At 52.5% G+C, this 24,684-nt stretch carries 25 protein-coding genes; 12 read left to right on the forward strand and 13 right to left on the reverse strand.

Annotated features, from left to right (window positions below):
• Nucleotides 1–4 precede the first annotated feature (4 nt).
• The 3 genes from lapB to yciH all read left to right on the forward strand — a co-directional run bounded on the left by lapB (nucleotide 5) and on the right by yciH (nucleotide 2,425).
• Nucleotides 5–1,174, forward strand: a complete 1,170-nt coding sequence (gene lapB, locus AC3ITF_RS09755) for a lipopolysaccharide assembly protein LapB (protein WP_096756831.1) — start codon at nucleotides 5–7, stop codon at nucleotides 1,172–1,174.
• A 186-nt stretch (nucleotides 1,175–1,360) separates the two neighbouring features.
• Nucleotides 1,361–2,098: an orotidine-5'-phosphate decarboxylase gene (pyrF, locus tag AC3ITF_RS09760; RefSeq protein WP_115258326.1), complete on the forward strand. Its 738-nt coding sequence runs from the start codon at nucleotides 1,361–1,363 to the stop codon at nucleotides 2,096–2,098.
• Nucleotides 2,099–2,425 carry a stress response translation initiation inhibitor YciH gene (yciH, locus tag AC3ITF_RS09765; protein WP_135911919.1) on the forward strand — a complete coding sequence of 109 codons (327 nt, stop codon included), beginning with the start codon at nucleotides 2,099–2,101 and terminating at the stop codon, nucleotides 2,423–2,425.
• 103 nt (nucleotides 2,426–2,528) lie between these two features.
• Here the strand turns inward: yciH and osmB are convergent, their stop codons facing one another.
• The 7 genes from osmB to fabI form a co-directional block, all read right to left on the reverse strand.
• Nucleotides 2,529–2,747, reverse strand: coding sequence for an osmotically-inducible lipoprotein OsmB (osmB, locus tag AC3ITF_RS09770; protein ID WP_096756834.1), 219 nt, complete (start codon nucleotides 2,745–2,747; stop codon nucleotides 2,529–2,531).
• A 267-nt stretch (nucleotides 2,748–3,014) separates the two neighbouring features.
• Nucleotides 3,015–3,767, reverse strand: coding sequence for a DNA-binding transcriptional regulator YciT (yciT, locus tag AC3ITF_RS09775; RefSeq protein WP_117342885.1), 753 nt, complete (start codon nucleotides 3,765–3,767; stop codon nucleotides 3,015–3,017).
• Nucleotides 3,768–3,863: 96 nt separating this feature from the next.
• Nucleotides 3,864–4,046 (reverse strand): YciZ family protein, encoded by a 183-nt coding sequence (locus tag AC3ITF_RS09780; protein ID WP_117342884.1) that lies wholly within the window; start codon nucleotides 4,044–4,046, stop codon nucleotides 3,864–3,866.
• A gap of 183 nt (nucleotides 4,047–4,229) precedes the next feature.
• A complete protein-coding gene (pdeR, locus tag AC3ITF_RS09785; protein ID WP_115258330.1) occupies nucleotides 4,230–6,221 on the reverse strand; it encodes a cyclic di-GMP phosphodiesterase in 1,992 nt (663 codons plus the stop codon).
• 261 nt (nucleotides 6,222–6,482) lie between these two features.
• The gene (locus AC3ITF_RS09790; RefSeq protein WP_115258331.1) at nucleotides 6,483–8,417 is read right to left on the reverse strand and encodes an exoribonuclease II; all 1,935 of its coding nucleotides are present in this window, start codon (nucleotides 8,415–8,417) and stop codon (nucleotides 6,483–6,485) included.
• Between the two features lie 89 nt (nucleotides 8,418–8,506).
• Nucleotides 8,507–9,664 carry a carboxymuconolactone decarboxylase family protein gene (locus AC3ITF_RS09795; RefSeq protein ID WP_135911922.1) on the reverse strand — a complete coding sequence of 386 codons (1,158 nt, stop codon included), beginning with the start codon at nucleotides 9,662–9,664 and terminating at the stop codon, nucleotides 8,507–8,509.
• 217 nt (nucleotides 9,665–9,881) lie between these two features.
• Nucleotides 9,882–10,670: an enoyl-ACP reductase FabI gene (gene fabI / locus AC3ITF_RS09800; RefSeq protein WP_115258333.1), complete on the reverse strand. Its 789-nt coding sequence runs from the start codon at nucleotides 10,668–10,670 to the stop codon at nucleotides 9,882–9,884.
• A 509-nt stretch (nucleotides 10,671–11,179) separates the two neighbouring features.
• On the opposite strand from fabI, the gene AC3ITF_RS09805 reads away from it, so the two are divergent.
• Entirely contained in the window at nucleotides 11,180–11,869 is a 690-nt protein-coding gene (locus AC3ITF_RS09805) for an EAL domain-containing protein (protein WP_117342881.1), read from the forward strand.
• A gap of 41 nt (nucleotides 11,870–11,910) precedes the next feature.
• On the opposite strand, the gene sapF is transcribed toward AC3ITF_RS09805, so the two are convergent.
• The 6 genes from sapF to pspF form a co-directional block, all read right to left on the reverse strand.
• The gene (gene sapF, locus AC3ITF_RS09810; protein ID WP_096756842.1) at nucleotides 11,911–12,717 is read right to left on the reverse strand and encodes a peptide ABC transporter ATP-binding protein SapF; all 807 of its coding nucleotides are present in this window, start codon (nucleotides 12,715–12,717) and stop codon (nucleotides 11,911–11,913) included.
• A gap of 1 nt (nucleotide 12,718) precedes the next feature.
• On the reverse strand, nucleotides 12,719–13,711 hold the full coding sequence (gene sapD / locus AC3ITF_RS09815) for a peptide ABC transporter ATP-binding protein SapD (protein ID WP_096756843.1): 993 nt from the start codon (nucleotides 13,709–13,711) through the stop codon (nucleotides 12,719–12,721).
• Nucleotides 13,711–14,601: a peptide ABC transporter permease SapC gene (gene sapC, locus AC3ITF_RS09820; protein WP_117342880.1), complete on the reverse strand. Its 891-nt coding sequence runs from the start codon at nucleotides 14,599–14,601 to the stop codon at nucleotides 13,711–13,713. The genes sapD and sapC overlap by 1 nt, the downstream gene beginning before the upstream one ends.
• Nucleotides 14,588–15,553 carry a peptide ABC transporter permease SapB gene (sapB, locus tag AC3ITF_RS09825; protein WP_489176372.1) on the reverse strand — a complete coding sequence of 322 codons (966 nt, stop codon included), beginning with the start codon at nucleotides 15,551–15,553 and terminating at the stop codon, nucleotides 14,588–14,590. Before sapB ends, sapC begins: the two co-directional genes overlap by 14 nt.
• Nucleotides 15,550–17,193, reverse strand: a complete 1,644-nt coding sequence (sapA, locus tag AC3ITF_RS09830) for an ABC transporter substrate-binding protein SapA (protein WP_117342879.1) — start codon at nucleotides 17,191–17,193, stop codon at nucleotides 15,550–15,552. Before sapA ends, sapB begins: the two co-directional genes overlap by 4 nt.
• Before the next feature lie 112 nt (nucleotides 17,194–17,305).
• Entirely contained in the window at nucleotides 17,306–18,295 is a 990-nt protein-coding gene (gene pspF / locus AC3ITF_RS09835) for a phage shock protein operon transcriptional activator (protein ID WP_170973006.1), read from the reverse strand.
• Nucleotides 18,296–18,450: 155 nt separating this feature from the next.
• On the opposite strand from pspF, the gene pspA reads away from it, so the two are divergent.
• The 8 genes from pspA to tyrR all read left to right on the forward strand — a co-directional run bounded on the left by pspA (nucleotide 18,451) and on the right by tyrR (nucleotide 24,670).
• On the forward strand, nucleotides 18,451–19,119 hold the full coding sequence (gene pspA, locus AC3ITF_RS09840; protein WP_096756889.1) for a phage shock protein PspA: 669 nt from the start codon (nucleotides 18,451–18,453) through the stop codon (nucleotides 19,117–19,119).
• A gap of 54 nt (nucleotides 19,120–19,173) precedes the next feature.
• Nucleotides 19,174–19,398: an envelope stress response membrane protein PspB gene (gene pspB / locus AC3ITF_RS09845; protein ID WP_115258337.1), complete on the forward strand. Its 225-nt coding sequence runs from the start codon at nucleotides 19,174–19,176 to the stop codon at nucleotides 19,396–19,398.
• Complete coding sequence (gene pspC, locus AC3ITF_RS09850; RefSeq protein WP_096756891.1) at nucleotides 19,398–19,757, forward strand: envelope stress response membrane protein PspC; 360 nt, start codon at nucleotides 19,398–19,400, stop codon at nucleotides 19,755–19,757. The genes pspB and pspC overlap by 1 nt, the downstream gene beginning before the upstream one ends.
• 8 nt (nucleotides 19,758–19,765) lie before the next feature.
• Nucleotides 19,766–19,987 carry a phage shock protein PspD gene (pspD, locus tag AC3ITF_RS09855; RefSeq protein ID WP_096756892.1) on the forward strand — a complete coding sequence of 74 codons (222 nt, stop codon included), beginning with the start codon at nucleotides 19,766–19,768 and terminating at the stop codon, nucleotides 19,985–19,987.
• Nucleotides 19,988–20,063: 76 nt separating this feature from the next.
• Nucleotides 20,064–20,381 (forward strand): thiosulfate sulfurtransferase PspE, encoded by a 318-nt coding sequence (gene pspE / locus AC3ITF_RS09860; protein WP_115258338.1) that lies wholly within the window; start codon nucleotides 20,064–20,066, stop codon nucleotides 20,379–20,381.
• 142 nt (nucleotides 20,382–20,523) lie between these two features.
• Entirely contained in the window at nucleotides 20,524–21,921 is a 1,398-nt protein-coding gene (locus AC3ITF_RS09865) for a YcjX family GTP-binding protein (protein ID WP_135911928.1), read from the forward strand.
• Nucleotides 21,918–22,979 (forward strand): YcjF family protein, encoded by a 1,062-nt coding sequence (locus AC3ITF_RS09870; protein ID WP_096756894.1) that lies wholly within the window; start codon nucleotides 21,918–21,920, stop codon nucleotides 22,977–22,979. Before AC3ITF_RS09865 ends, AC3ITF_RS09870 begins: the two co-directional genes overlap by 4 nt.
• A 146-nt stretch (nucleotides 22,980–23,125) precedes the next feature.
• Nucleotides 23,126–24,670: a transcriptional regulator TyrR gene (gene tyrR / locus AC3ITF_RS09875; RefSeq protein ID WP_115258340.1), complete on the forward strand. Its 1,545-nt coding sequence runs from the start codon at nucleotides 23,126–23,128 to the stop codon at nucleotides 24,668–24,670.
• The last annotated feature ends 14 nt before the right edge of the window (nucleotides 24,671–24,684 follow it).

The following is a 24,684-nucleotide window of genomic DNA, read 5'->3' on the forward strand; positions in this document are numbered from 1 at the left end:
ATTTATGCTGGAGTTGTTGTTTCTGCTGTTACCTGTAGCCGCTGCCTATGGGTGGTATATGGGTCGCAGAAGTGCGCAACAAACAAAACAGGACGAAGCTAACCGTCTGTCGCGTGACTATGTCGCCGGGGTTAACTTCCTTCTGAGCAACCAACAAGATAAAGCGGTGGATCTGTTCCTCGATATGTTGAAAGAGGATACCGGCACCGTTGAGGCTCATCTCACCCTCGGAAACCTGTTCCGCTCGCGCGGTGAAGTCGATCGCGCTATCCGCATCCATCAAACGTTGATGGAAAGTGCGTCATTGACCTACGAACAGCGTTTGCTGGCGGTTCAACAACTCGGTCGCGATTACATGGCCGCAGGTCTGTATGACCGCGCTGAAGACATGTTCAATCAGCTTACCGATGAAACCGATTTCCGCGTGGGTGCGTTGCAACAGCTGTTGCAGATCTATCAGGCAACCAGTGAGTGGCAAAAAGCCATTGACGTTGCGGAACGCCTGGTGAAGCTCGGTAAAGATAAGCAGCGAATTGAGATCGCACACTTCTACTGCGAACTGGCCCTTCAGCAACTGGGCAGCGACGACATGGACCGCGCCATGACGTTGTTAAAAAAAGGGGCTGCCGCCGACAAAAACAGTGCGCGGGTTTCCATCATGATGGGACGCGTGTACATGATGAAAGGGGACTATGCGAAGGCGGTCGAAAGCCTGCAGCGCGTAATTTCCCAGGACAAAGAGCTGGTCAGCGAAACGCTGGACATGCTACAGAGTTGCTACCAGCAACTTGGTAAGAACGATGAATGGGCGGAGTTCTTACGCCGCGCCGTTGAGGAAAATACCGGTGCCGCCGCTGAGCTGATGTTGGCGGATATCCTCGAAGCGCGTGAGGGCAGCGATACCGCGCAGGTTTATATCACCCGTCAGTTGCAGCGTCATCCGACGATGCGCGTCTTCCACAAACTAATGGACTATCACCTCAATGAGGCCGAGGAAGGGCGTGCTAAAGAGAGTCTGATGGTGTTACGGGATATGGTCGGCGAACAGGTTCGCAGTAAGCCGCGCTACCGCTGCCAGAAATGCGGATTTACCGCCTACACGCTGTACTGGCATTGCCCATCGTGCCGTTCATGGTCAACCATTAAGCCAATTCGCGGTCTTGACGGTTTGTAATTAAAAAAATACCGACTTTAGTTACAACATCCTTATTGTTTAATAACATCCTGCACATTTAGCCTCCGTGCCACATCGCCAGGCAGTGATGTAATCGAATCTGTTAATTTCCTATGACCACAGGTAGAATGCACGCCGTTTACCCATTTTGTGCCGAAAGGTGCCCATCTTCAGGAAGGTCTGGTTATGACGTTTACTGCTTCATCTTCTCCCCGTGCTGTTACTGATTCTCCTGTCGTTGTCGCTCTGGACTACAATAATCGCGATAAAGCATTGGCATTTGTCGACAGAATTGATCCCCGTGATTGCCGTTTGAAAGTGGGCAAAGAGATGTTCACGCTTTTTGGACCTCAATTGGTGCGCGACCTGCAACAGCGTGGATTTGACGTATTTCTGGACCTGAAATTCCACGACATCCCCAATACCACGGCACATGCCGTAGCGGCTGCGGCAGACCTTGGCGTGTGGATGGTTAACGTTCATGCTTCGGGTGGGGCACGGATGATGACGGCGGCTCGTGAAGCCTTGGTACCATTTGGTAACGATGCGCCGTTGTTAATTGCCGTGACGGTGCTGACCAGCATGGAAGCCAGCGACCTTGCCGATCTGGGAGTGACGTTGTCACCTGCGGAGCATGCAGAAAGACTGGCACGGTTAACGCAAAACTGCGGGCTGGACGGCGTTGTCTGTTCTGCACAGGAAGCGGTACGATTCAAACAAGAGTTTGGTCAGGCGTTTAAGCTGGTAACGCCTGGTATTCGTCCTGAAGGCAGTGAAGCGGGCGATCAGCGCCGCATTATGACGCCACAGCAGGCACTGTCAGCGGGTGTGGATTATATGGTGATTGGTCGTCCGGTCACGCAGTCGGCGGATCCGGCCCAGACGCTGAAGGCGATCAACACCTCACTGAAACGAGGAGCGTAAATGAGCGACGCTAACTCTCGTCTGGTCTACTCGACTGAGTCCGGACGAATTGACGAACCTAAAGCGGTGACAGAACGTCCAAAAGGCGATGGTATTGTGCGAATTCAACGCCAGACCAGCGGTCGAAAAGGAAAGGGCGTTTGCCTGATTACCGGTATTGATCTGGACGACTCAGAGCTAACCAAATTAGCAGCCGAGTTAAAGAAAAAATGTGGCTGTGGTGGGGCCGTGAAAGAGGGCGTCATTGAAATACAAGGCGATAAACGCGACCTGATTAAATCCTTGCTGGAAGCCAAAGGCTTGAAAGTTAAACTGGCTGGCGGCTAATAAAAAAAGCCACGAAAATATTCGTGGCTTTATTATTAGTAATGTAAATAGTACGGTCGCGAAAAAGTAAACGTATTATTATATCGAGCCGGTCAACCGTAGATTATTTACCCACCTGGTGGCCGATAATACCACCTACTGCAGCACCACCCAGCGTACCCAGCGTACTGCCGTCCGTCAGGACTGCACCACCAATGGCACCTGCACCCGCACCAATGGCGGTGTTGCGGTCTTGTTTAGACCAGTTAGAGCAGGCACTCAAAGACATAGCCAGAGTAATCGCCAGAATGGCAGCGGTCATTTTTTTGCTCGTTACTAACATAATACTTTCTCCTGAATGATTGATTCACGGAATCCAGTCTCTTTAATGATAGCGTGAAATTAAGGTCATTAAAGGTATTTCCGTGAAACCGTTTAGCGCAGGGCATGACCATCAATCATCTGTTGATGAGAGTGTGTTCCTGTTATATCGCTAACATTAATTTTACGACATTACCCTGTTAACAACAGGTAAAAAGTCTTAATTGGACGGTCGGATAAGTCTCAGAGAGAAGATGATTTGCCGACAGACAAATCATCTGGTGATGTATTATGCGTGGGTATCGATGATGTTAACGATTAGTCCTGAATGCTCTAGTTGCATTTGCACGCTGGCGCTGAGTTTTGCATCAGTGACGACACGATTGAATCGCTCCAACGGACCTAGTGTGTACGGATGAATGGCGTCAAACTTCGAGCTGTCGGTGAGCACAATCACCTCTGAGCCTTTTTCCAGCACTGCATTGACCACGTCTGAACGCATCATGTCACGGCCGGTGAAGCCGGTTTCAGGCTGCCAGCCATCGATTCCAATAAAAGCCTTACTAAAGTGAACCTGCTGGATAAACTGACGCGTTAATGGCCCAACCATGCTTTCGCTTTTTTTCTGATAGATCCCGCCGAGGAGGATTACTTCGCAGGGTGTTTCTTTCAGCAGGTGAGCGATATAGCTGCTGACCGTAATGATAGTGACGTCTTTTTGTTCCGCCAGCGTTCTGGCCAGCAGTGCATTACTGCTACCGTTTTCAATAAATACGGATTCACCAGGATTGACCAGTGAGGCGGCAAACTCAGCCAGTTCACGTTTCAGGGTGAAGTTGGTCATCATACGCGTTTCAACATCGTCGCTATTCAGTGACACTGCGAAACCATGCGCACGGCGTAAATAACTCTGTTTTTCCAGCGTGTTCAGATCCTGTCGAATCGTCACTTCAGAGACACCGGTGATTTTGGCAAGCTCAGATACGCTCATCTGGCCTTTATCGGTCACCATCTGCAAAATAGATTGTTGTCGGGAATTCATAGTATTAATTTTTATAGCGGTATCGTATCGGACATTAAACGGAGGTTACGTTATCAGCAGTCTGATATCAGCAACCACATAACAAGTACAAAGCCGTCAGATCTCCCACGGGGCTTTGTGTTTTTTTGACACTGGCGCTGTTTCTTCGTTGACCGTGCTTAACAGTTCAGCCTTGAGGATTTCGAGATTGTGGATGGCTGAATGAGAGTCACCTGCAACAAGGATATCCAGTACGGTATCAATGCGTTCGGCCAGTCGTTTTGCGTCGATATCAGACATGGTCATCATCCTGGTGTCAAAAAATTTAGAATTTCATGATGCAGAAAATCATCACAAAAGAGAAGGGAAAAATAGTATTAACCGACATGATCGGAGAATATTATATATTCCGTGATTACAGACAGATACGATAGTCACGGAATGTACATTCTTCGCTATTTCTCGACGAGTATTCCTGCATGGTTAGCGCATTTTTTTATTCAGATGTCGCTTATACCAACGTTCAAACGCGGCAGCTGGCATTGGCTTAGCGAACAAAAATCCCTGACGCTCATTGACACCATTCTTGGTCAGAAAGGCATCCTCTTTCGCACTTTCCACGCCTTCAGCAATCACCTGTAGATTTAGCGCTTGCGCCACCGCAACAATGGCGCGTACCAGCGACTGTGAAATTGATTGTTTGTGGATATCCCTGACGAAGGTCTGGTCCAGTTTAATCGCATCGAGCGGGAAGCGGGCAAGCTGGGAAAGTGAAGAGTATCCTGTGCCAAAATCATCCAAATGGATCTGGGCGCCAAGCTGACTAAACTGCTGAATAACGGACAGTGCTAGCTGTTCATTCTCAATTAAACTGCTTTCTGTTAACTCGACGTCAATGGGGCAATACTCAAAATTCAGATCGTGGAGAACCTGCTTCAGATCGGTGAACAGTGTTTGATCGGCCAGTTGACGCGCCGAGACGTTTACCGCCACGCGCAGATTGATTCCCTTATCGCGCCACTTCGCCACCTGGCGCACAACGTCCAGAATCACCCAGCGCCCCAGCGGGACGATAAGCCCTGATTCTTCGGCGTAAGAAATAAATTCCAGCGGCGGAATTAACCCACGCTCTGGCGACTGCCAGCGGACCAGCGCCTCCAGGCTGCGGACTTCACCCCGCCAGGTTATTTTGGGCTGGTAGTGGATCAGCAACTGATCGTTTTCCAGCGCCTTACGCAGGTTGGTATCCAGCCACAGATACTCGAACACCCGCTGATTCATTTCAGGGGAGAACACGCAAAACTGCCCACGTCCGCCTTCTTTGGCGGTATACATGGCGGTATCCGCGTTGCGAATGACGTTTTCGCTGTCATTACCATGCTGGGGTGCCAGGGAAATGCCGATAGAACAGCCGGTATACACTTCAATCAGGCCAATGCGGAACGGTAGCCGCAGACGGGTCAGAATGCGCGAGGCCGTGGCCTCCAGCGCCCCCTGGGAGGTTCCCGTCGCGAGGACGATAAACTCATCACCACCGAAGCGCGCCAGTAACTGGTTATCTTCGAGGCAACTTAGGATGGCCAGCGAGACACTCTGTAAAAGCTGGTCGCCAAACATATGCCCGTAGGCATCGTTGACCTTTTTGAAGTTATCGAGGTCGAGATAAATAATGCCGACCTGCGTGTCGCCCGCGTTATCAATCGCTTCGCTAATCAACTCATGAATGGCGTTACGGTTGGGTAACCCAGTGATGGAGTCGGTGTTCGCCAACACGCGAAGTCGCTCCTGGGCGCGCCGTTCTTCGGTAATATCGGTCCCGGAACAGATCAGAAATATTTCGTTCTTACCGCTGCCGTTATGCACAAATTTATTACGAAACAGGAACAGGCGCTGACCCTTACAGGTGTTAACCCAGCGCTCGACTTCATACGAGTTGCCTTCACGAAAAAAAACGTCAATATTGCGTCTTGATGCCGCAGCTTCACGACGGCTCATAAACAGCGTGAAGACGCTTTGCCCGATCACTTCACGTTCTCTTAGTCCGGTGTATTCTTCGCATAACCGATTAAAACGTTGAATGTTACCCTGTCGGTCAAGTATCACGATAACTGAATTGGCTTCCGATACGACCTGTTCGGCAAAGGATAATCCTTGTGCCAGATCGCGTGCTACAGATGGGGTGTCGTCCCAAGCTGATGCGCTACCAGCCCATTCACGTTTATTAATTTTTCGCCCGACAAGGTGCACGGGAATGTCATCCGTATCGATGGGAAGGGTCATCAGCAGACTGGATGTAATCACTGTCATTTCCCGAATGCGATCGGCTTGTTCCGGTGATAATTCGATGGTTTGTTCTGCTGCGGCCGTTTCGTCAATAGAGAAATGCAGGATGTTACACTCCTCTGACAAACGCCAGTAGGGGTTGTGAGAACCCACAAAGCTATACAACGTTACCAACTCCCGAACGTCTTTCATGATGTGTACTATCCCGTTTAAAGCGCATAGAGCCTCAAAAGTAAGGGTAGCCATGATTCATACAGGGTGATTATGGCTGAACATATTGTTTTATTTATATATTTATGTGTAATCCAGATTCAGGAAAAAGCAAAGTCAGCAGACCTGAAAAGAGTAAAAATAATTTGGACTGGATGAAGGAAGTGTAGTGCGTGGCGGCGTATCAGGGGGAAAAGAAAACGACCTTTCACAAAAAGAGAAAGGCCGTTGAGTTTAGTGGTGCTACGCGGCTGGACGTGCGATAACGCTGCGGGTTTCCATTCGCACTTCTGCGATGGTCACGTCGATCACGTCAGTGACCTTGTAAACCACGTCACCTTTGATCTGTACCGTGCCGTTTTCCTGGCTGCACACCAGTTCATCACGGACCGCGTGCAGGAACGGTGCCGGGATAAACGCGACGGCGCCATTGTCGACTAAGCGCACCCGCATACCGCCGCGGCTGACATCGATGATTTCAGCCGCAAAACGGGTGTCAGTCCCGGCTTTGTCACTCAGGAAGCGGGCGTATAACCAGTCACCGACGTCACGTTCGGCCATCCGGTTCAGGCGACGGCGTTCCGTCATCTGTATCGTGATGTCGTCCTGTGGTCGAGCGATGGTTTCGCCTTTAATTACCGCTTTTAACAGGCGATGGTTGATCATATCGCCATACTTACGGATAGGTGAGGTCCAGGTGGCGTATGCCTCCAGGCCCAGGCCAAAGTGCGGACCTGGCTCGACGCTGATTTCAGCGTAGGACTGGAAACGGCGAATACGGCTATCGAGGAAACCAGAAGGTTGAGCATCCAGTTCACGACGCAGTTTGCAGAAGCCTTCCAGCGTCAACACCTCTTCGGCATCCACGTGCATACCATGGGTTTTCAGCAGGGCGGCCAACGCTTCAGCATTCGCCGGATCGAACCCCATGTGTACGTTATAAATCCCGAAGCCTAGTTTGTCGCGAAGAACGCGCGCGGCGCAGATGTTTGCCGCAATCATCGACTCTTCCACGATACGATTAGCAATGCGACGCGGTTCCGCCACGATATCCAGCACTTCACCTTTTTCACCCAGTACAAAGCGGTAATCCGGGCGATCTTTAAACACCAGGGCGTGGTTATGACGCCACTCGCCACGGCTCATGCAGATACGCTGCAACAGACGGATCTGCTCGGCAATCTCGTCGTTTTCAGGCTGCCAGCCATTATTCCCTTCCAGCCAGTCAGACACGTTGTCATAGGCCAGTTTCGCTTTGGATTCGATGGTCGCCGTGAAGAAGGTGATGTCGTCTTCAATAGTGCCGTCAGCCGCAATGGTCATGCGGCAAGCGAGCACCGGACGGACTTCGTTAGCCCGCAGCGAGCAGAGGTCGTCTGACAGTTCACGCGGTAACATCGGGATATTGAAGCCCGGGAGATAGTTGGTGAACGCGCGAATTTTAGCAGTGTTATCCAGCTTGCTGCCTTCGGCAATCCAGGCGGTAGGATCGGCAATGGCGACGGTTAATTGCAGTTTGCCATCTGCCAGTTCCTCGGCGTACAGCGCATCGTCCATATCTTCGGTGCTGGCACTGTCAATGGTGACGAAGTTCAGTGCGGTAAGATCCTGACGTTCCAGACCTTCATCCAGCATTTCGGTGGCTACGCCGTTAGGTGCTTCTTTTTCAAGATTGTGGCGCGCCAGCGTGACCCACCAGGGGACGAAATGATCGTCAGCAAAGGTGATGAACTGGGTTAATTCAGCGTAGAAGGTGCGGTCGCCTTTCAGCGGATGGCGACGCATTTCTGCGACGGCCCAGTCACCTTCCTTAAATTCATGATCCACACCGCGAGCAGCGCGGCAGGGGATAGCGTCTTTCAGTAACGGATGATCTGGCACAATGGACAGACGATCGTTCTTACCCTGAACTTTACCCACAAAACGCGTCAGGAACGGTTCAACCAGTTCTTCCGGCTCGGCAGATTCGCGATCTTTTTCGCTATGGATCACCGCGACAATGCGGTCACCATGCATCACTTTTTTCATCTGCGGCGGTGGAATGAAATAGCTTTTTTGTGCATCGACTTCCAGGAAGCCAAAGCCTTTTTCCGTGGCTTTTACCACCCCTTCAGCACGCGGCGTCTGGGAATGTAGTTGCTGTTTAAGCTGCGCTAGCAGCGGGTTGTCCTGAAGCATAATTGTCTATTTTCGTGGCCAAAAGAGCGGCTGACAGTTTTACGCGAAACTGCCAGTCGCAGCAAGCGCTCTTTCAATGAGCGGAGTGGTTAGTGAGTCTCGCCCAGCGCGATTTTCAAGCGATTCAACCATCCGCACAATCCACTCCAGGCCAGTAAGTTAATAGCCTGTTCCGATGAGGTACCCTGTTCAAATAACGGGGTTAACAGTGCGGCGCTAAAACGGTCGGGCGCCCGGGTTAGCCATTGTACCGCTTGCAGGGTAGCGCGCTCAACCGGATGTCGTTGTTCCCAGCGCTGCAATTCGCGTTCATCCAGACGCAGTATCGTGATGAAGTCCGCCAGTTGATGAGCTGTGAGGGCCTGTTCATTAAAGCATGCCACGCTGCCGTTAATGCGTGATGTCAGCAGTGTGGCGAGAGAAAACGCCCTCGACGGTGTATCTGTACATAGCGTACTGGTCAGCAATGATCTGAGTAAAGCCAGTATCGTCGGTGAATGTGCCAGCAGCGGCGCGAGCGTTTGTAAATCCGGGATGCGCCCGTTTTGGTCAACGCTGCCTGGTGAAGCCTCGCGAGGCGGGATGACGTCTATCGGGAATGCGGCCATTTGCCATTGTGCATCGGCGTTGTTAAAAATAGCGGCCTGCGCGTATTGCTGAATATCAAGGCCCGGTATGCGACGCAAGGGATGGCCAAAATAAGCCTGAAGGACCGCCACGACACGGGCCTGAAAACCGACAAAGCCGATGACCTGATTAATCAAGATGATATCGCAGGTTGTTAATCCAACGTCATCAAGATGCTGGCGATCGCGTGCGCCAATCACGGCGGGAGAACTGGCAAGTTGGCGAGCATACTGGGTAATTTGTGCCAGCCGGTGATTACTCTCACGGGAGGAGTCCGGGCCTGGTAGCGGGGTCAAACGCGCTGCGTAGTGGTTACACAATCGTTGGATGCCGTAAACCTGAGCGACAGTTAAGGCGGTACTCATTCGTTCATAGGCGCTGAACGTATGTAACGAATTTAGGTCAACATCAGCAGGGAAGAGAAGGTGAGCAAGTTCACGGGCAGGTTCTAACCAGGACTGAAAGGGTAACAGCGCGACTTCCGGTATCGCCAGGTCCAGCAAAAAACTGTCTTCGACGTCTGCTGCTTCTGGCACCAGCGGGAGAACATCTTGCGGATAGGTGCTGGACTGCGTTTCATGATACCAGTGGCTTTTGCCTTCAATTCGGCGTTGTTCCATGGGCGTTCCTTGGTCAAAAAAGTGGCGACCCGGATACGTCGTTATGTTCGTCCGCCGGATCGTTTGCGCTGCAATATCCTGGCGTAAGCTGATGAGGGGATGAAAGATTGTTACGTGATAATAAATATCAGAAAAGTATATATGACAGGGAGTAGCTGACGGGAGGGGGAAAAAATCATGGGCGACATCGCGCCGCCCACAGAGGAGGTCTGAAAGATTATTTCAGTTCCAGCTCGTTCATTGCCGCGATGCTGAAGCCACCATCAACGTGAACGACTTCGCCAGAGATGCCGGCAGACAGGTCAGAACACAGGAATGCTGCTGAGTTGCCCACATCTTCAATGGTCACGGTACGACGAATCGGGGTAACCGCTTCGCAATGGGCCAGCATTTTACGGAAATCTTTGATGCCAGAAGCCGCCAGAGTACGGATTGGACCTGCGGAGATTGCGTTGACACGCACACCTTCTGGACCCATCGCGTTAGCCATATAGCGGACGTTTGCTTCCAGAGACGCTTTCGCCAGACCCATTACGTTGTAGTTCGGGATAGCGCGCTCTGCGCCCAGGTAGGACAGCGTCAGCAGTGCAGAGCCTGGGTTCAGCATCGAGCGGCAGGCTTTTGCCATCGCTACAAAGCTGTAGGCGCTGATGTCATGAGCGATTTTAAAGCCTTCGCGGGTTACCGCATTCACATAGTCGCCATCCAGCTGGTCTGCCGGTGCGAAACCGATGGAGTGTACGAAACCGTCGAATTTTTCCCAGGTTTTGCCCAGTTCAGCGAACATGGTGTCGATGCTGGCGTCTTCAGCCACATCGCACTGCAGGACGATGTTGGAACCCAGTTGAGCTGCAAATTCTTCCACGCGGCCTTTCAGTTTGTCGTTCTGGTAGGTGAACGCCAGTTCAGCTCCCTCGCGGTGCATCGCTTGAGCGATACCGTAGGCGATGGACAATTTACTGGCAAGACCGGTCACCAGAATGCGCTTACCGGAAAGAAAACCCATAGCTTTAATCCTTATAGTCATTACTTATTTTTTTAGCAATCAATGCGTTATGATTGCAATTTCAAGGTCACTCGAAATTGGTCTGAAATTATATCCCACTCTCTGCCCCTTGTGTCACGATCTTTCTCTGCGAGTCACCATACGGTTAACGACAGTAAAAGGGATTTCGGGAACCGTGGCATCGTTGTCAGTATCAGTGGCCTGTCACTATTCGTTGCACGTGAGGAGTATATCACTCCCCCCAGGTTCTGCCTCCTCCAACCAGACCGGAGCAGGGGCGAGGGCAGAAAACACGAGGACTCAACGGCGTAAAATGGTATGATTTAGCGCTAGTCGATGTTGATGAACATATCAATGTCAGAAGATTCTTAAAACTAAAAAATCGGCTATATTCATCCTGTTATCATATATTGTTTTTATCGATCAATAATGAATCATTGATCGATATTATTGATTGATTATAATTAAAAGCGCATTATCAGTATGTTATGATCAATTGGAGTGGTCTTATGCGCTATCATTTCATCGCGGAACCGATGAGAGACACAACGGAAAAGTTGCTGGGTGTTGAGATGATCGCCCGGTTTACCTCAGAGACGGTTCACCCGTTACATTCAGATTTCATCATTGCCGCGTGGAATAGTGCACAAAAACGCCATTTCATGCTTGAACAAATCGCGTTAATCACCCGAAAGCGCGCCTGGTTTGAGAGCAATAACCTTTTTTGTACACTTAATCTGATTGATGAAATGGCGCTTCTCGCGATAGGCGACCCTGCTATAACCTCGGCCTTACACGCTATGCCGTTTATTGCACTTCAACTCTCAGAACGTTTCCTGTCGAATACTGCTTGCCTGAATAACCTGCTGATTAATTCTCTGCGTGACGGGCCTAATGCCTTGTGGTTGAACAATCTTGGCTCTGGTAGCGTGGGGGCAAACCCGCTGGTCAGCGGTAATTTTGATGTAGTGAAAATGGATCGCGGCTTCTTTTTGTCGCAGGTCGAAAAGCCGATGTTTCCGGTTCTGATTAAGAACATCAGGGAATATTGTGACCGAGTGGTCGTCGAGGGGCTGGAGGACGCGCGGCTTATTGATGAACTAAGCCATGCGGGTATCTGGGCCGTGCAGGGTGATATTTTCCCGCCGGTTGCATTTAGCGACATTGAAGCATTGCTGCCTGTAGATATTTATCACTGATGACCAAAAGGCCCTCCATCAGAGGAGGGCGTCAATAACAGTTAGCGATCTTTGCGCCAGGCATCGGCGGTGAGCGCCTCACCGAAATGCCCGGATATCAGGCGGCGGGTCAGTTCATGCAGCGGCGAGGCCAGCACATCCGCCGTACTGCCGCGCTCGACGACCTCGCCCTGGTGCATCACCAACACCTGATCGCTGATGTGTTTCATCATCCCAATATGCTGCGTCACATAGATATATGAAATACCCTGTTTTTCCTGTAGCTCGAGCATCAGGTTAATCAGCTGCGAGCGCATCGACATATCCAGAGAGGCCAGCGCTTCGTCCGCGATAATCACTTTGGGACGTAAAATCAGGGCGCGAGCTAACCCCAAGCGCTGTTTTTGTCCTGGTGCCAACATATGCGGGTAGTAGCTAACGTGATCGGGCAGCAGACCGACCATGCGCATGGTTTCGACGATCTGCTTGCGGCGTTGCTCCGGCTCAAGATCGGTATTCAGACGTAGCGGAAAATCGAGGATCTGCGAGATACGTTGACGCGGGTTCAACGATGTTGACGGGTCCTGGAAAATCATACGAATGCGCTGGCTGCGAAAAGAATAATCACCGTATTTTAGCGGATGATCGTCAATCAGCAGCTCACCGCTGGTCGGCTCAACCATTCCGGCCAGCATTTTTGCCAGCGTCGATTTACCGGAGCCGTTTTCGCCAATGACGGCAAGCGTCTGGCGCTCACGCAGTGTAAAGCTCAGTGGCTTGACGGCTTCTACGGTCTGGCGACGAAACAAGCCCGTCCGGTAGCGAAAGGTTTTGCTCAGGTTACGTACTTCGAGCAGTGTTTCTACCATCTCACTCTCTCTCCATGTTCAGCGGGAAATGACAGGCATAGAGATGATTCTTTGCTCCGGTCAGTCGTGGGGTTTCAATGCACTCACGTTGAGCGTAAGGGCAGCGCGGCCCCAAACGGCACCCCATTGGTAACTGTTCCAATAAAGGGATCGCGCCAGGCATCGTATTCAGGCGGCTTTTATGCGGCATTGGGCTACCAAAATCTGGAATGGCACGGATCAACGCCTGTGTATAAGGATGGTGCGGAATCGTCACCAAATCTTTACTTGGCGCGGTTTCCACCGTTTGTCCGCAGTACATGACGTTGATTTTATCCGCCCACTGGCTGAGCATTTGCAGGTCATGGCTGATCAGCAAAATGGTGGTGTTGCTGTTTTGATTGAGCCGGGTCAGTAGACGGAAAATTTGCGCCTGAGTGGTGGGCTCCATCGCATTGGTCGGCTCATCGGCAATCAGCAAACGTGGCTGATTCGCCAGGGCGATGGCAATCATGACTTTCTGGCACTCGCCGTCCGTCAACTCATACGGGAAGCTGCGCATCGCATCTTTATGGTCTTTTATCCCGACGCGGTGCAGCAGTTCAATCGCGCGGCGTTTGCGCCAGCCAATGCGTTGCCACCAGCGCCCTTTATAGGTCCAGGCGGGAATATTTTGCATCAGCTGCCGTCCGACGCGTTCAGACGGATCGAGACAGGACTGCGGTTCCTGAAAGATCATGGACACATTATGCCCGACCAGTTTGCGCCGCTCGCGGGCAGACAGTCGTAGCAGATCGATATCATCAAAGCGCATGCGGTCAGCGGTCACGCGCCAGTTGTCTTTTGCCACGCCGCAAATAGCCTTGGCGATTAAACTTTTACCGGAGCCAGATTCACCGACCAGCCCACGGATCTCGCCTTCATTGAGTGTCATACTGACGCGGTCAACGGCCTTTACCCAGTCGTCGCCGGTTCTGAACTCAATGGTCAGGTTACGAATATCCAGTAATGGCATTATTCCACCCCCGCGATAATTGCGCGGCGTACACCGTCACCTAACAGGTTTACCAGCAGCACGCTAATCATGATCGCCGCCCCGGGCAACATCACGGTCCATGGGGCAACGTAAATTAACTCCAGCGCGTCGCCCAGCATGGCTCCCCATTCCGGCGACGGAAGTTGTGCGCCGAGGTCGAGAAAGCCCAGTGCGGCAATATCCAGAATCGCCATCGACAAAGCGCGGGTGATTTCAGTGATAAGCCCAGCGGTAATATTGGGCAAAATCGCAAACCACAGAATGTTGAGCGTGGAGGCACCATCCAGACGGGCAGCAATGACATACTCTTTTTCCAGCTCGTCATGCACCATGCTATAGACAGAGCGCACCATGCGTGGCAACAGCGCCAGCCAGACGGCAAACATCGCGTGCGTCAGATGGGGGCCAGCAAACGCCACCACAATGATCGCCAGCAGCAGCGACGGGATCGAGAGCAGGGTATCGAGAATATGGTTCAACACTGCCGAGCGTAAACCGTGGCTTGCCCCGGCTAAAACCCCCAATACCAGACCGCATATCGTGGCGGCGAGCGTGACAACAAATGCGCCGCCGACAGTGGGAGCTGCACCGCTCAGCAGGCGGCTTAATACGTCACGTCCCAGATCGTCGGTCCCAAGGAAGAATGACACCTCGCCATAACGCGACCAGGAAGGCGGGAGCAGTTGATAACCCAGAAATTGCTGATCGATACCATAAGGCGCAAACCAGCCACCGAAAACACACAGTATGGCCAGTCCCGCACAGCCATACAGACCGACCATTGCAGACGCATCGCCATAAAAATTTCGCCACGCGGTACGCAGCGTGCCAGGCGGGCGCTTTTCGCTGTATACGCTATCGTAAGGCATACCATTCCTTATGTTTCAGAGGGTTAGCCATGGCACCCAAAATATCAGAGATCACGTTTACGATAATGACCAGTGAGCCAATCACCATCACGCCGGCTGAAATTGCGGCGTAATCCTGCTGGCGAATGGCGTTGATCAGCCAGCGGCCAAGGCCTGGCCAGCTAAAGACCATTTCGGTGATCATCGCCAGCGTCAGCATGGTGGAAAACTGGAGACCAAGACGCGGGATTACCGGCGGTAGGGCATTATGCAGTACGTGGCGACGCAAAATGGTCAGCCGTGACAGGCCGCGAGTGGCCGCCGCTTTTACGTAATTTTGATCGAACACCTCGATGGTACTGATACGCATCAGGCGAATGACTTCGGTCGTTGGCGCAACGGAGAGCGTTAACACCGGCAGCACCATGTGGCGTATTGCGCTGACCAGCATTTCATCGCGCCACGGCGAGTCGGAAAGCCACGCGTCGACGATGGCAAGACCGGTAACAGGTTTGACTTCATAAAGCAGATCAAAACGGCCAGACACGGGCAGCCACCCGAGCGTTAACGAGAAGAACAGCGTCAGCAACAGTGCTAACCAAAAAACCGGGATGGAAAAACCTATCAGGGCAAAGGCACTAATGCATCGATCCGGCCATTTATTGCGTGTGATCCCCGCCAGCATGCCAATCGGAATACCGACCATTAGCGCAAAACCGAAGGCGAGAACGCACAATTCCATTGTGGCAGGGAACACTTCTTTCAACTGTTCCGAGATCAGTTGTCCGTTAATGCTGGATACACCGAAATCCCAGTGGATGAGGCCATTGAACCAGAATACCCACGCATTCCACAGCGACGCACCCTGCAGAGGAGCATGGGGGGTAAAATAACTCAGGCTGAACCCGATAAACGTCAGGAAGAACAGGGTGACCAGGAGCAATAGAAAGCGACGCAGGGTAAAGATAATCATGGTTTTTTCACCTCATCTTTCTTTTCCCTGGATACGCCGGCAAAGGAGGCATTACCGAATGGGCTGAGTACCAGGCCTTTGATGTCATAGCGATAGGCCTGCAAACGCAGTGAAGAGGCCAGCGGCAGGATGGGTAGCTCTCGTGCCAGGATCGTTTGCGCTTCGTCATAGGCATCAATGCGTGACGAGAGCTGCTGCGATGACAGCGCTTTGCGCAGAACGTTGTCAAACTCCGGATCACACCAATGGGCAAAGTTGGTCTGCGAGTTGATGGCGGCACAGCTAAGCAGCGGACGGAAAAAACTGTCAGGATCGTTACTGTCTGTCGCCCAACCGGACAACGTCAGATCATGGTTCATATCCATTAATCTCGCCTCCTGAAAACGACCTTCCACCGGAATAATCTTCACTTTCACGCCAACCTGCGCCATGTCCGCTTGAATAAGCTCGGCGGTTTTCAGCGGGCTGGGGTTCCAGGCCTGGGAGCTGGTTGGTACCCAAAGCTGTAACGTCAGGTTCTCCAGCCCCAGCGCTTTTAACTGCTCGCGAGATTTTGCCGGATTGTATTCTGTAATTTTAGCTTCGTTGTCATACGCCCACGAGGCGCGCGGCAAAATAGATGCGGCGGTTTCTGCTGTACCGTAATAGATCGACTGCATCAGCCGCTGGTTGTTGATTGCCAGCGCCAGTGCATGACGCACGGCCGGATTGTTCAACGGGGGTTTATTGGTATTGAAAGCCAGGTAAGCAATGTTCATCCCAGGGCGCAGCGTCAGGCGCAAACGTGGGTCATCACGTAAGATGCTGAGCTGACTGGCAGCAGGCCAGGCCAGCACGTCGCATTCACCGGTGAGCAGTTTTGATAAGCGCCCGGTTCCACCAGAACCGAGATCAACGACGACCTGCGGCATTAAGGGTTTCCCGCGCCAGAACGCGTCGTGACGCTGCAGGCGAATATATTGCCCGCCACGATTTTCCGAAAGCTGATACGGACCGGTACCGACAGGCTGTCGGTCCAGTAATTCCTTGCGATCCTGTTTTGCCAACTGCCCCGCGTATTCCGCTGACATAACCGACGCGTAATGCGTGGCCAGATGCCACAGGAAAGACGCATCCGGTTGAGTCAGGCGAAATTCAACGGTATGGCTGTCCAACTTGCGCACGCTTTGCACATTATCGGCGAACTGGAGGCTATCAAAGTAGGGGAAGTTGCTGCCGTTAACATTGTGCCACGGATGCTGGCGGTCAAAGATTCGCTCGAAGGTAAACACCACATCGTCTGCATTCAGTTTACGAGTAGGGGTGAACCAGGTGGTTTTTTGAAATGGCACGTCACGACGCAGGTGGAAGCGGTACGTTGCGCCGTTATCCAGCACCTCCCAGCTTTCGGCCAGTTCTGGCACCAGGCGATAGGTGTAAGGATCCACATCAAGCAGACGGTCATAAAGTTGGGCGGCAAGCGTGTCGACGATCAGTCCACTGCTCGCTTTCTGTGGGTTGAACGTATTGACCTGTCCGCTGACGCAATAGACAAAGCCGCTGTCACGAATATCAGCGTGCGTGGTCTGCTCAGGCGCGGCAGCAGCCTGACCACTCAGAAGTCCAGCCATCACAATCAGAGATGATAAAACCAGGCGCATAATTTTTAAGGTTTTTAGAGTCGATCTGCAAAGTGTATCGCACAACGGCCCGTCAGGTAAAAATGTCTGCAGGTAACTGGCGTAAATGTGTGCGATTCAGGTCAAGGAACCGCTAAATCTGATGTTTTTTGAGCAATGCCCGCAGCTGGTGGTAGGTCAGCCCGAGTAATTCTGCCGCCTTTTTCTGATTAAACTTTGCCTGCTGCAAGCTGGTTTGCAGAAATGCTTTTTCTTGTTGCTGCTGGAATTCACGTAGATCCAGCGGCAGTGTCACCGGCGCGGAGTGAGTTTCCTGCTCCGAAGGTTGTACGGTGTGGCGTTTGAAAGGGTCAATCACGACTTCATCCAGTGGAAATTCGCTGGTGCCGTGGCGGTAAACAGAGCGCTCGACGACGTTTTTCAGCTCACGAATATTGCCCGGCCAACGGTAGTGCAGCAGAGTATCCCTGGCCTGTGCGCTAAAGCCTGGAAACAGTGGTAAGCCAATTTCCCGGCACATTTGAATGGCAAAGTGCTCGGCCATTAGCATGATGTCGCTTTGACGCTCCCGCAACGGGGGAAGTTGCACCACATCGAAGGCCAGCCTGTCGAGCAGGTCCGCGCGAAACGTCCCTTCATTAACCATCCGCGGTAAATCGGCGTTGGTGGCGCAGACCAGGCGCACGTTAACCTGCAGCGGTTGGCTGCCGCCAACACGTTCGAGTTCCCCGTATTCAATCACCCGTAGCAGTTTTTCCTGTACCAGCATCGGGGCGGTGGCCAGTTCATCAAGAAACAGCGTCCCGCCATCAGCGCGTTCAAAGCGTCCGGGATGACGTTTTTGTGCGCCGGTAAAGGCGCCGGCTTCGTGACCGAACAGTTCTGAATCGAGTAAGTTTTCATTGAGCGCCGCACAGTTCAGCGAAATAAACGGCCCTTGCCAGCGCGAAGAGAGGTAATGCAGGCGGTTAGCGATCAGCTCTTTGCCCGTGCCGCGCTCACCGATCACCAGTACCGGTTTATCCAGCGGTGCCAACTGAGAAACTTGCTCAAGCACCTCGATGAAACTGTTGGCTTCGCCGAGAAGGTTGTCTTTGTATCCGGTCATGATGAAATTCACTATTTGTTAGTGTTATTCACCAATGTACCCTAATTTCGCTATCAGGTAAAATTAACTATTATTTTTATAATCAAATAGTTATAAAGTTGGCACGCAATCTGCATTAATCCAGCAGCAGGGCATCGCCCGATATCAGAACTATCAGTGAGGATTACATTATGGGTATTTTTTCTCGTTTTGCCGACATCGTGAACGCCAACATCAATGCGTTGCTGGAAAAGGCTGAAGATCCGCAGAAGCTGGTGCGGTTAATGATTCAGGAAATGGAAGACACGTTGGTTGAGGTGCGTTCGAACTCGGCACGTGCGCTGGCGGAAAAGAAACAGCTATCCCGCCGTATTGAACAGGCCACAGCGCAACAGGTTGAGTGGCAGGAAAAAGCAGAACTGGCGCTGCGTAAAGAGAAAGAAGATTTGGCGCGCTCTGCCTTAATTGAAAAGCAGAAGCTTACCGATCTGATCGCCTCGCTGGAACATGAAGTGACGCTGGTTGATGACACGCTGTCACGCATGAAAAAAGAGATTGGCGAGCTGGAAAATAAACTCAGTGAAACCCGTGCTCGTCAGCAGGCATTGACCCTGCGTCATCAGGCCGCCAGTTCTTCACGTGATGTTCGTCGTCAACTGGACAGCGGTAAGCTCGATGAAGCCATGGCGCGCTTTGAGTCTTTTGAGCGTCGTATCGACCATATGGAAGCTGAAGCTGAAAGCCATAACTTTGGTAAGCAAAAATCGCTGGATCAGCAATTCGCCGACCTGAAAGCGGATGATGAAATTAGCGAGCAGTTGGCGCAACTGAAAGCCAAAATGCAGCAAGACAAGCAATAATAATATCTGGCGGCGCCCGAACGCGCCGCCGCTCATCACCTGTAAGGAGTACTCATGAGCGCGCTATTTCTGGCCATCCCGTTAACCATCTTTGTGCTGTTTGTTTTACCGATTTGGTTATGGCTGCATTACAGCAACCGTTCCAGTCGTGGCGAATTGTCGCAGAACGAACAGCAGCGTTTAGTGGAGCTGAACGCTGAAGCGCAGCGCATGCGTGAGCGTATTCAGACGCTGGAAGACATTCTGGATGCTGAACATCCTAACTGGAGGGACCGCTAATGGGAGGCGTTAACCTGAACAAAAAGTTGTGGCGTATTCCGCAGCAGGGCATGGTGAAGGGGGTCTGCGCAGGCATTGCGCAGTATCTCGACGTGCCGGTGAAGCTGGTGCGAATTCTGGTGGTGCTGTCGATCTTCTTTGGCCTGGCCTTTTTCACCCTGGTGGCCTATATCGTACTGACTTTTGTGCTGGACCCGATGCCGGACAACGTAGCAACCGGTGAACAGCAGCCGTCCAGTGGAGAACTGCTGGATGCCGTCGACCGCGAACTCGCGGCCAGTGAAAATCGTTTGCGGGATATGGAGCGTTATGTGACGTCAGATACCTTCACATTGCGTAGCCGCTTCCGTCAACTGTGAGGAATGAGATGAACAATCGCTGGCAACGTGCCGGGCAGAGGGTAAAGCCTGGCGTTAAATTAGCAGGTAAGCTGGTTCTGTTTACGGCACTTCGCTACGGCCCGGCGGGCGTCGCCGGGTGGGCGGTAAAATCCGTCGCCCGTCGCCCGCTAAAAATGTTGCTGGTTTTGATGCTTGAACCTTTATTGAACAAGGTCGCCAAAAAAATATCCCGCCGTTATGGTCAGTGATAGTGCGCTCGCAATATTTTCTTAAGATCAGTTATATAGTGTTAGATGAAATTAGGTCATTTAACAGGACGATACTATGTTGAGAAAAGGGGTATTCGCGCTAGCGTTGCTCATCGGTATGCCGGTTTTTGCCGCGGAACATTGGATTGATGTCCGCGTACCTGAGCAATACCAGCAGGAGCATGTTCAGGGAGCCGTCAACATTCCCTTAAAAGATCTCAAAGCGCACATCGCGTCCGAGGTTCCGGATAAGACCGACACCGTGAAACTGTACTGCAACTCCGGGCGGCAATCGGGACAGGCGAAAGATATGCTTACCGAGATGGGATACACGCAGGTAACAAATGAAGGGGGGATCAAAAGCATTGATCTTCCGAAAGTAGAAAACAAATAATCGCACAATGTACATCTATTTCGGGCGGCATTATTTTTTGTCGCCTGCTAGACCTCAGGTAGTTGATAAATAAGAATTACCCCCTATCTTTAGTTCCAGTTTGTTATATTTTCTACGGTTCCTTCAGCATAACGGGATGGCGATGAAGCGACTCAAAAATGAACTCAATTCGCTGGTGAATCGCGGCGTGGACAGGCATCTGCGTCTGGCTGTCACCGGGCTTAGCCGCAGTGGTAAGACCGCGTTTATCACCGCGATGGTGAACCAATTACTCAATATTCATGCCGGCGCTCGTCTGCCGCTGCTCAGCGCGGTGCGCGAAGAGCGTCTGCTCGGCGTTAAACGGGTTCCACAACGCGACTTTGGCATTCCGCGCTTTACCTATGATGAAGGGCTGGCCCAGCTGTACGGTGCTCCGCCGACCTGGCCGACACCGACGCGCGGCGTGAGTGAGATTCGTCTGGCGCTGCGTTATAAGTCCAATGACTCATTGCTGCGCCACTTTAAAGACACCTCCACGTTATATCTGGAGATCGTCGATTATCCGGGCGAATGGCTGCTTGATTTGCCGATGCTGGCACAGGATTACCTGAGCTGGTCGCGGCAAATGACCGGATTATTGCAGGGCCAGCGGGCAGAATGGTCGGCAAAATGGCGGCAGTTAAGTCAGGGGTTAGATCCCTTAGCGCCCGCCGATGAAAATCGTCTGGCGGAGATTGCCGCCGCCTGGACGGATTATTTGCATCAGTGTAAGCAGCAGGGGCTGCATTTTATTCAGCCGGGGCGCTTTGTTCTGCCGGGCGATATGGCGGGCGCACCCGCGCTGCAGTTTTTCCCGTGGCCGGATGTTGACGCGTATGGCGAATCGAAACTGGCGCAGGCTGATAAACACACCAACGCTGGCATGCTGCGCGATCGATTCAATTACTACTGCGAGAAAGTGGTGAAGGGGTTTTATAAGAATCACTTCCTGCGCTTTGACCGTCAGATTGTGCTGGTTGACTGCCTGCAACCGCTCAATAGCGGACCACAGGCGTTTAACGATATGCGTCTGGCGCTCACGCAGTTGATGCAAAGCTTCCATTATGGTCAGCGTACATTGTTCCGGCGGTTGTTCTCACCGGTGATCGACAAGTTACTGTTTGCCGCTACCAAAGCCGACCACGTGACGGTCGATCAGCATGCCAACATGGTGTCGCTACTGCAGCAACTGATCCAGGACGCCTGGCAAAATGCCGCCTTTGAAGGCATCAGCATGGATTGTCTGGGGCTGGCGTCGGTACAGGCCACTACCAGCGGATTGATCGATGTGAAAGGCGAGAAGATCCCGGCACTGCGGGGGAACCGCCTGAGCGACGGCGCGCCGCTAACCGTCTATCCGGGAGAGGTGCCAGCACGCTTACCGGGTCAGGCGTTTTGGGACAGTCAGGGCTTTCAGTTTGAAGCGTTTCGTCCGCAGGTCATGGATGTGGATAAGCCCTTACCGCACATTCGTCTTGATGCCGCGCTGGAGTTTTTAATAGGAGATAAATTGCGATGAGCGAGCCGTTAAAACCGCGTATCGATTTCTCAGGACCGCTGGACGTTGATCAACGTCCGGCCTTTAAAGCGCAGCAGATGTTCGACGATACGCAAGCGCAGACTTTTTCTCCGGCTCAACTTGACGAGCCGCTGGCAGATGAAGGACAAGCTGAAGCGGTCATTGATGCTGCTTTACGTCCTAAGCGTAGCCTGTGGCGCAAAATGGTGATGAGCGGACTGGCATTGTTTGGCGTCAGCGTGGTCGCACAGGGTGTGCAGTGGACGATGAATGCCTGGCAAACGCAGGACTGGGTTGCGCTGGGCGGGTGTGTCGCCGGGGCGCTGATCGTTGGCGCCGGTGTCGGTTCGGTGGCAACGGAGTGGCGTCGGCTGTGGCGTTTACGCCAGCGCGCGCACGAGCGTGATGAAGCGCGGGATTTGTTGCATAGCCATGGCGCCGGCAAAGGGCGCGCGTTTTGTGAAAAGCTGGCACAGCAGGCGGGTATCGACCAGTCTCATCCGGCGCTACAGCGCTGGTATGCCTCTATACACGAAACGCAAAACGATCGTGAAGTGGTGAGTCTGTATGCTCATCTGGTGCAGCCTGTGCTGGATGCGCAGGCGCGACGTGAAATCAGCCGCTCAGCGGCAGAATCTACGTTGATGATCGCGGTCAGCCCGCTGGCGCTGGTGGACATGGCATTTATCGCCTGGCGAAATCTGCGATTGATTAACCGTATTGCGACGCTATACGGCATCGAACTGGGCTATTACAGCCGCTTGCGCCTGTTCCGCCTGGTGCTGCTGAATATTGCCTTTGCCGGGGCCAGTGAACTGGTTCGCGAAGTCGGTATGGACTGGATGTCGCAGGATCTGGCGGCACGTTTATCCACGCGTGCTGCCCAGGGCATTGGCGCCGGATTGTTAACGGCGCGTCTGGGGATTAAAGCGATGGAACTGTGTCGTCCGCTGCCGTGGATTGACGATGATAAACCGCGTCTCGGTGATTTCCGTCGCCAGCTGATCACTCAGGTCAAAGAGACCGTACAAAAGAATAAACCTGCGCGTGAAAGCTGAGTAAAAATGGGCGCCGATCGTATAACTTTACGCCCCGGCGCCTAATTTTCCAGCGTGCTGTCAATATTTGTTGACAGAGTCCTTCCTGCTAACGAAATACTGGCTTATCATCTATCACATGATCCCTTGTTTAGGTGAAGGTTCCCATGCGTCTGGAAGTGTTTTGTGAAGACCGACTTGGTCTGACCCGCGAATTACTCGATTTACTGGTGCTTCGAGGCATTGACTTACGCGGTATCGAGATCGACCCCATCGGGCGAATCTACCTTAATTTTGCGGAACTGGAGTTCACCAACTTCAGCAGCCTGATGGCTGAAATCCGCCGTATTGCCGGTGTTACGGATGTGCGCACCGTGCCCTGGATGCCTTCTGAACGCGAACACCTGGCGCTGAGCGCGCTGCTTGAGGCGCTGCCTGAACCGGTCCTTTCACTGGACATGAAAAGCAAAGTGGAGATGGCGAACCCGGCGAGCTGCCAGCTTTTTGCCCACACTCAGGATCGTATGCGCAACCACACGGCGGCGCAACTCATCAATGGCTTTAACTTCCAGCGCTGGCTGGAGAGCAATCCGCAGGATTCCCACAGCGAGCATGTCGTCATTAATGGACAGAATTTCCTGATGGAAATAACCCCTGTCCATTTGCAGGGCGAAAATCAGGAACAGATGTTAACCGGCGCGGTGGTGATGCTGCGTTCCACCATCCGCATGGGGCGTCAGTTGCAAAACATGACCACCCAGGACCTGAGCGCCTTTAGCCAGATTATTGCAGTCAGCGCCAAAATGAAACACGTGGTAGAACAGGCGCGTAAACTGGCCATGCTGAGTGCGCCGCTGCTGATTACCGGCAATACCGGGACGGGGAAAGATCTGTTTGCCCATGCCTGCCATCTGGCAAGCCCGCGAGCGGCGAAACCTTATCTGGCGCTGAATTGTGCGTCGATCCCTGAAGATGCGGTAGAAAGCGAGCTGTTTGGTCATGCGGGGGAAGGTAAAAAAGGTTTCTTTGAGCAGGCTAACGGTGGTTCAGTACTGTTGGATGAAATTGGCGAAATGTCGCCGAGCATGCAGACCAAATTGCTGCGTTTTCTTAATGACGGGACCTTCCGCCGCGTCGGCGAAGATCATGAGGTTCACGTTGATGTCCGTGTGATTTGCGCCACGCAAAAAAATCTGGTGGAGCTGGTACAGAAAGGCTTGTTCCGTGAAGATCTCTATTATCGTCTGAATGTACTGACGCTCAACCTGCCGCCGCTGCGTGATTGCCCGCAAGACATTATGCCGCTCACCGAGCTGTTTGTGGCGCGTTTTGCTGACGAACAGGGCGTGCCGCGCCCGAAACTGTCCGCCGATCTCAGTACGGTGTTAACCCGCTACGGTTGGCCGGGTAACGTGCGCCAGTTGAAAAATGCTATCTACCGGGCATTAACCCAGCTTGAAGGGTACGAACTGCGGCCACAGGATATCTTATTACCGGATTATGATGCGGCGACGGTAGCTGTGGGGGAAGAGGTGATGGAAGGGTCGCTGGATGAAATTACCAGCCGCTTCGAGCGCTCTGTCCTGACGCAGCTGTATATGAATTATCCCAGTACGCGCAAACTGGCCAAACGACTTGGTGTTTCGCATACGGCAATCGCCAATAAGTTACGTGAATACGGTCTGAGTCAGCAGAAAAAAAGCGAAGAGTAATACGTAGATGAAAA

It is taken from the genome of Citrobacter sp. KH_055_1 (genome assembly GCF_057838705.1).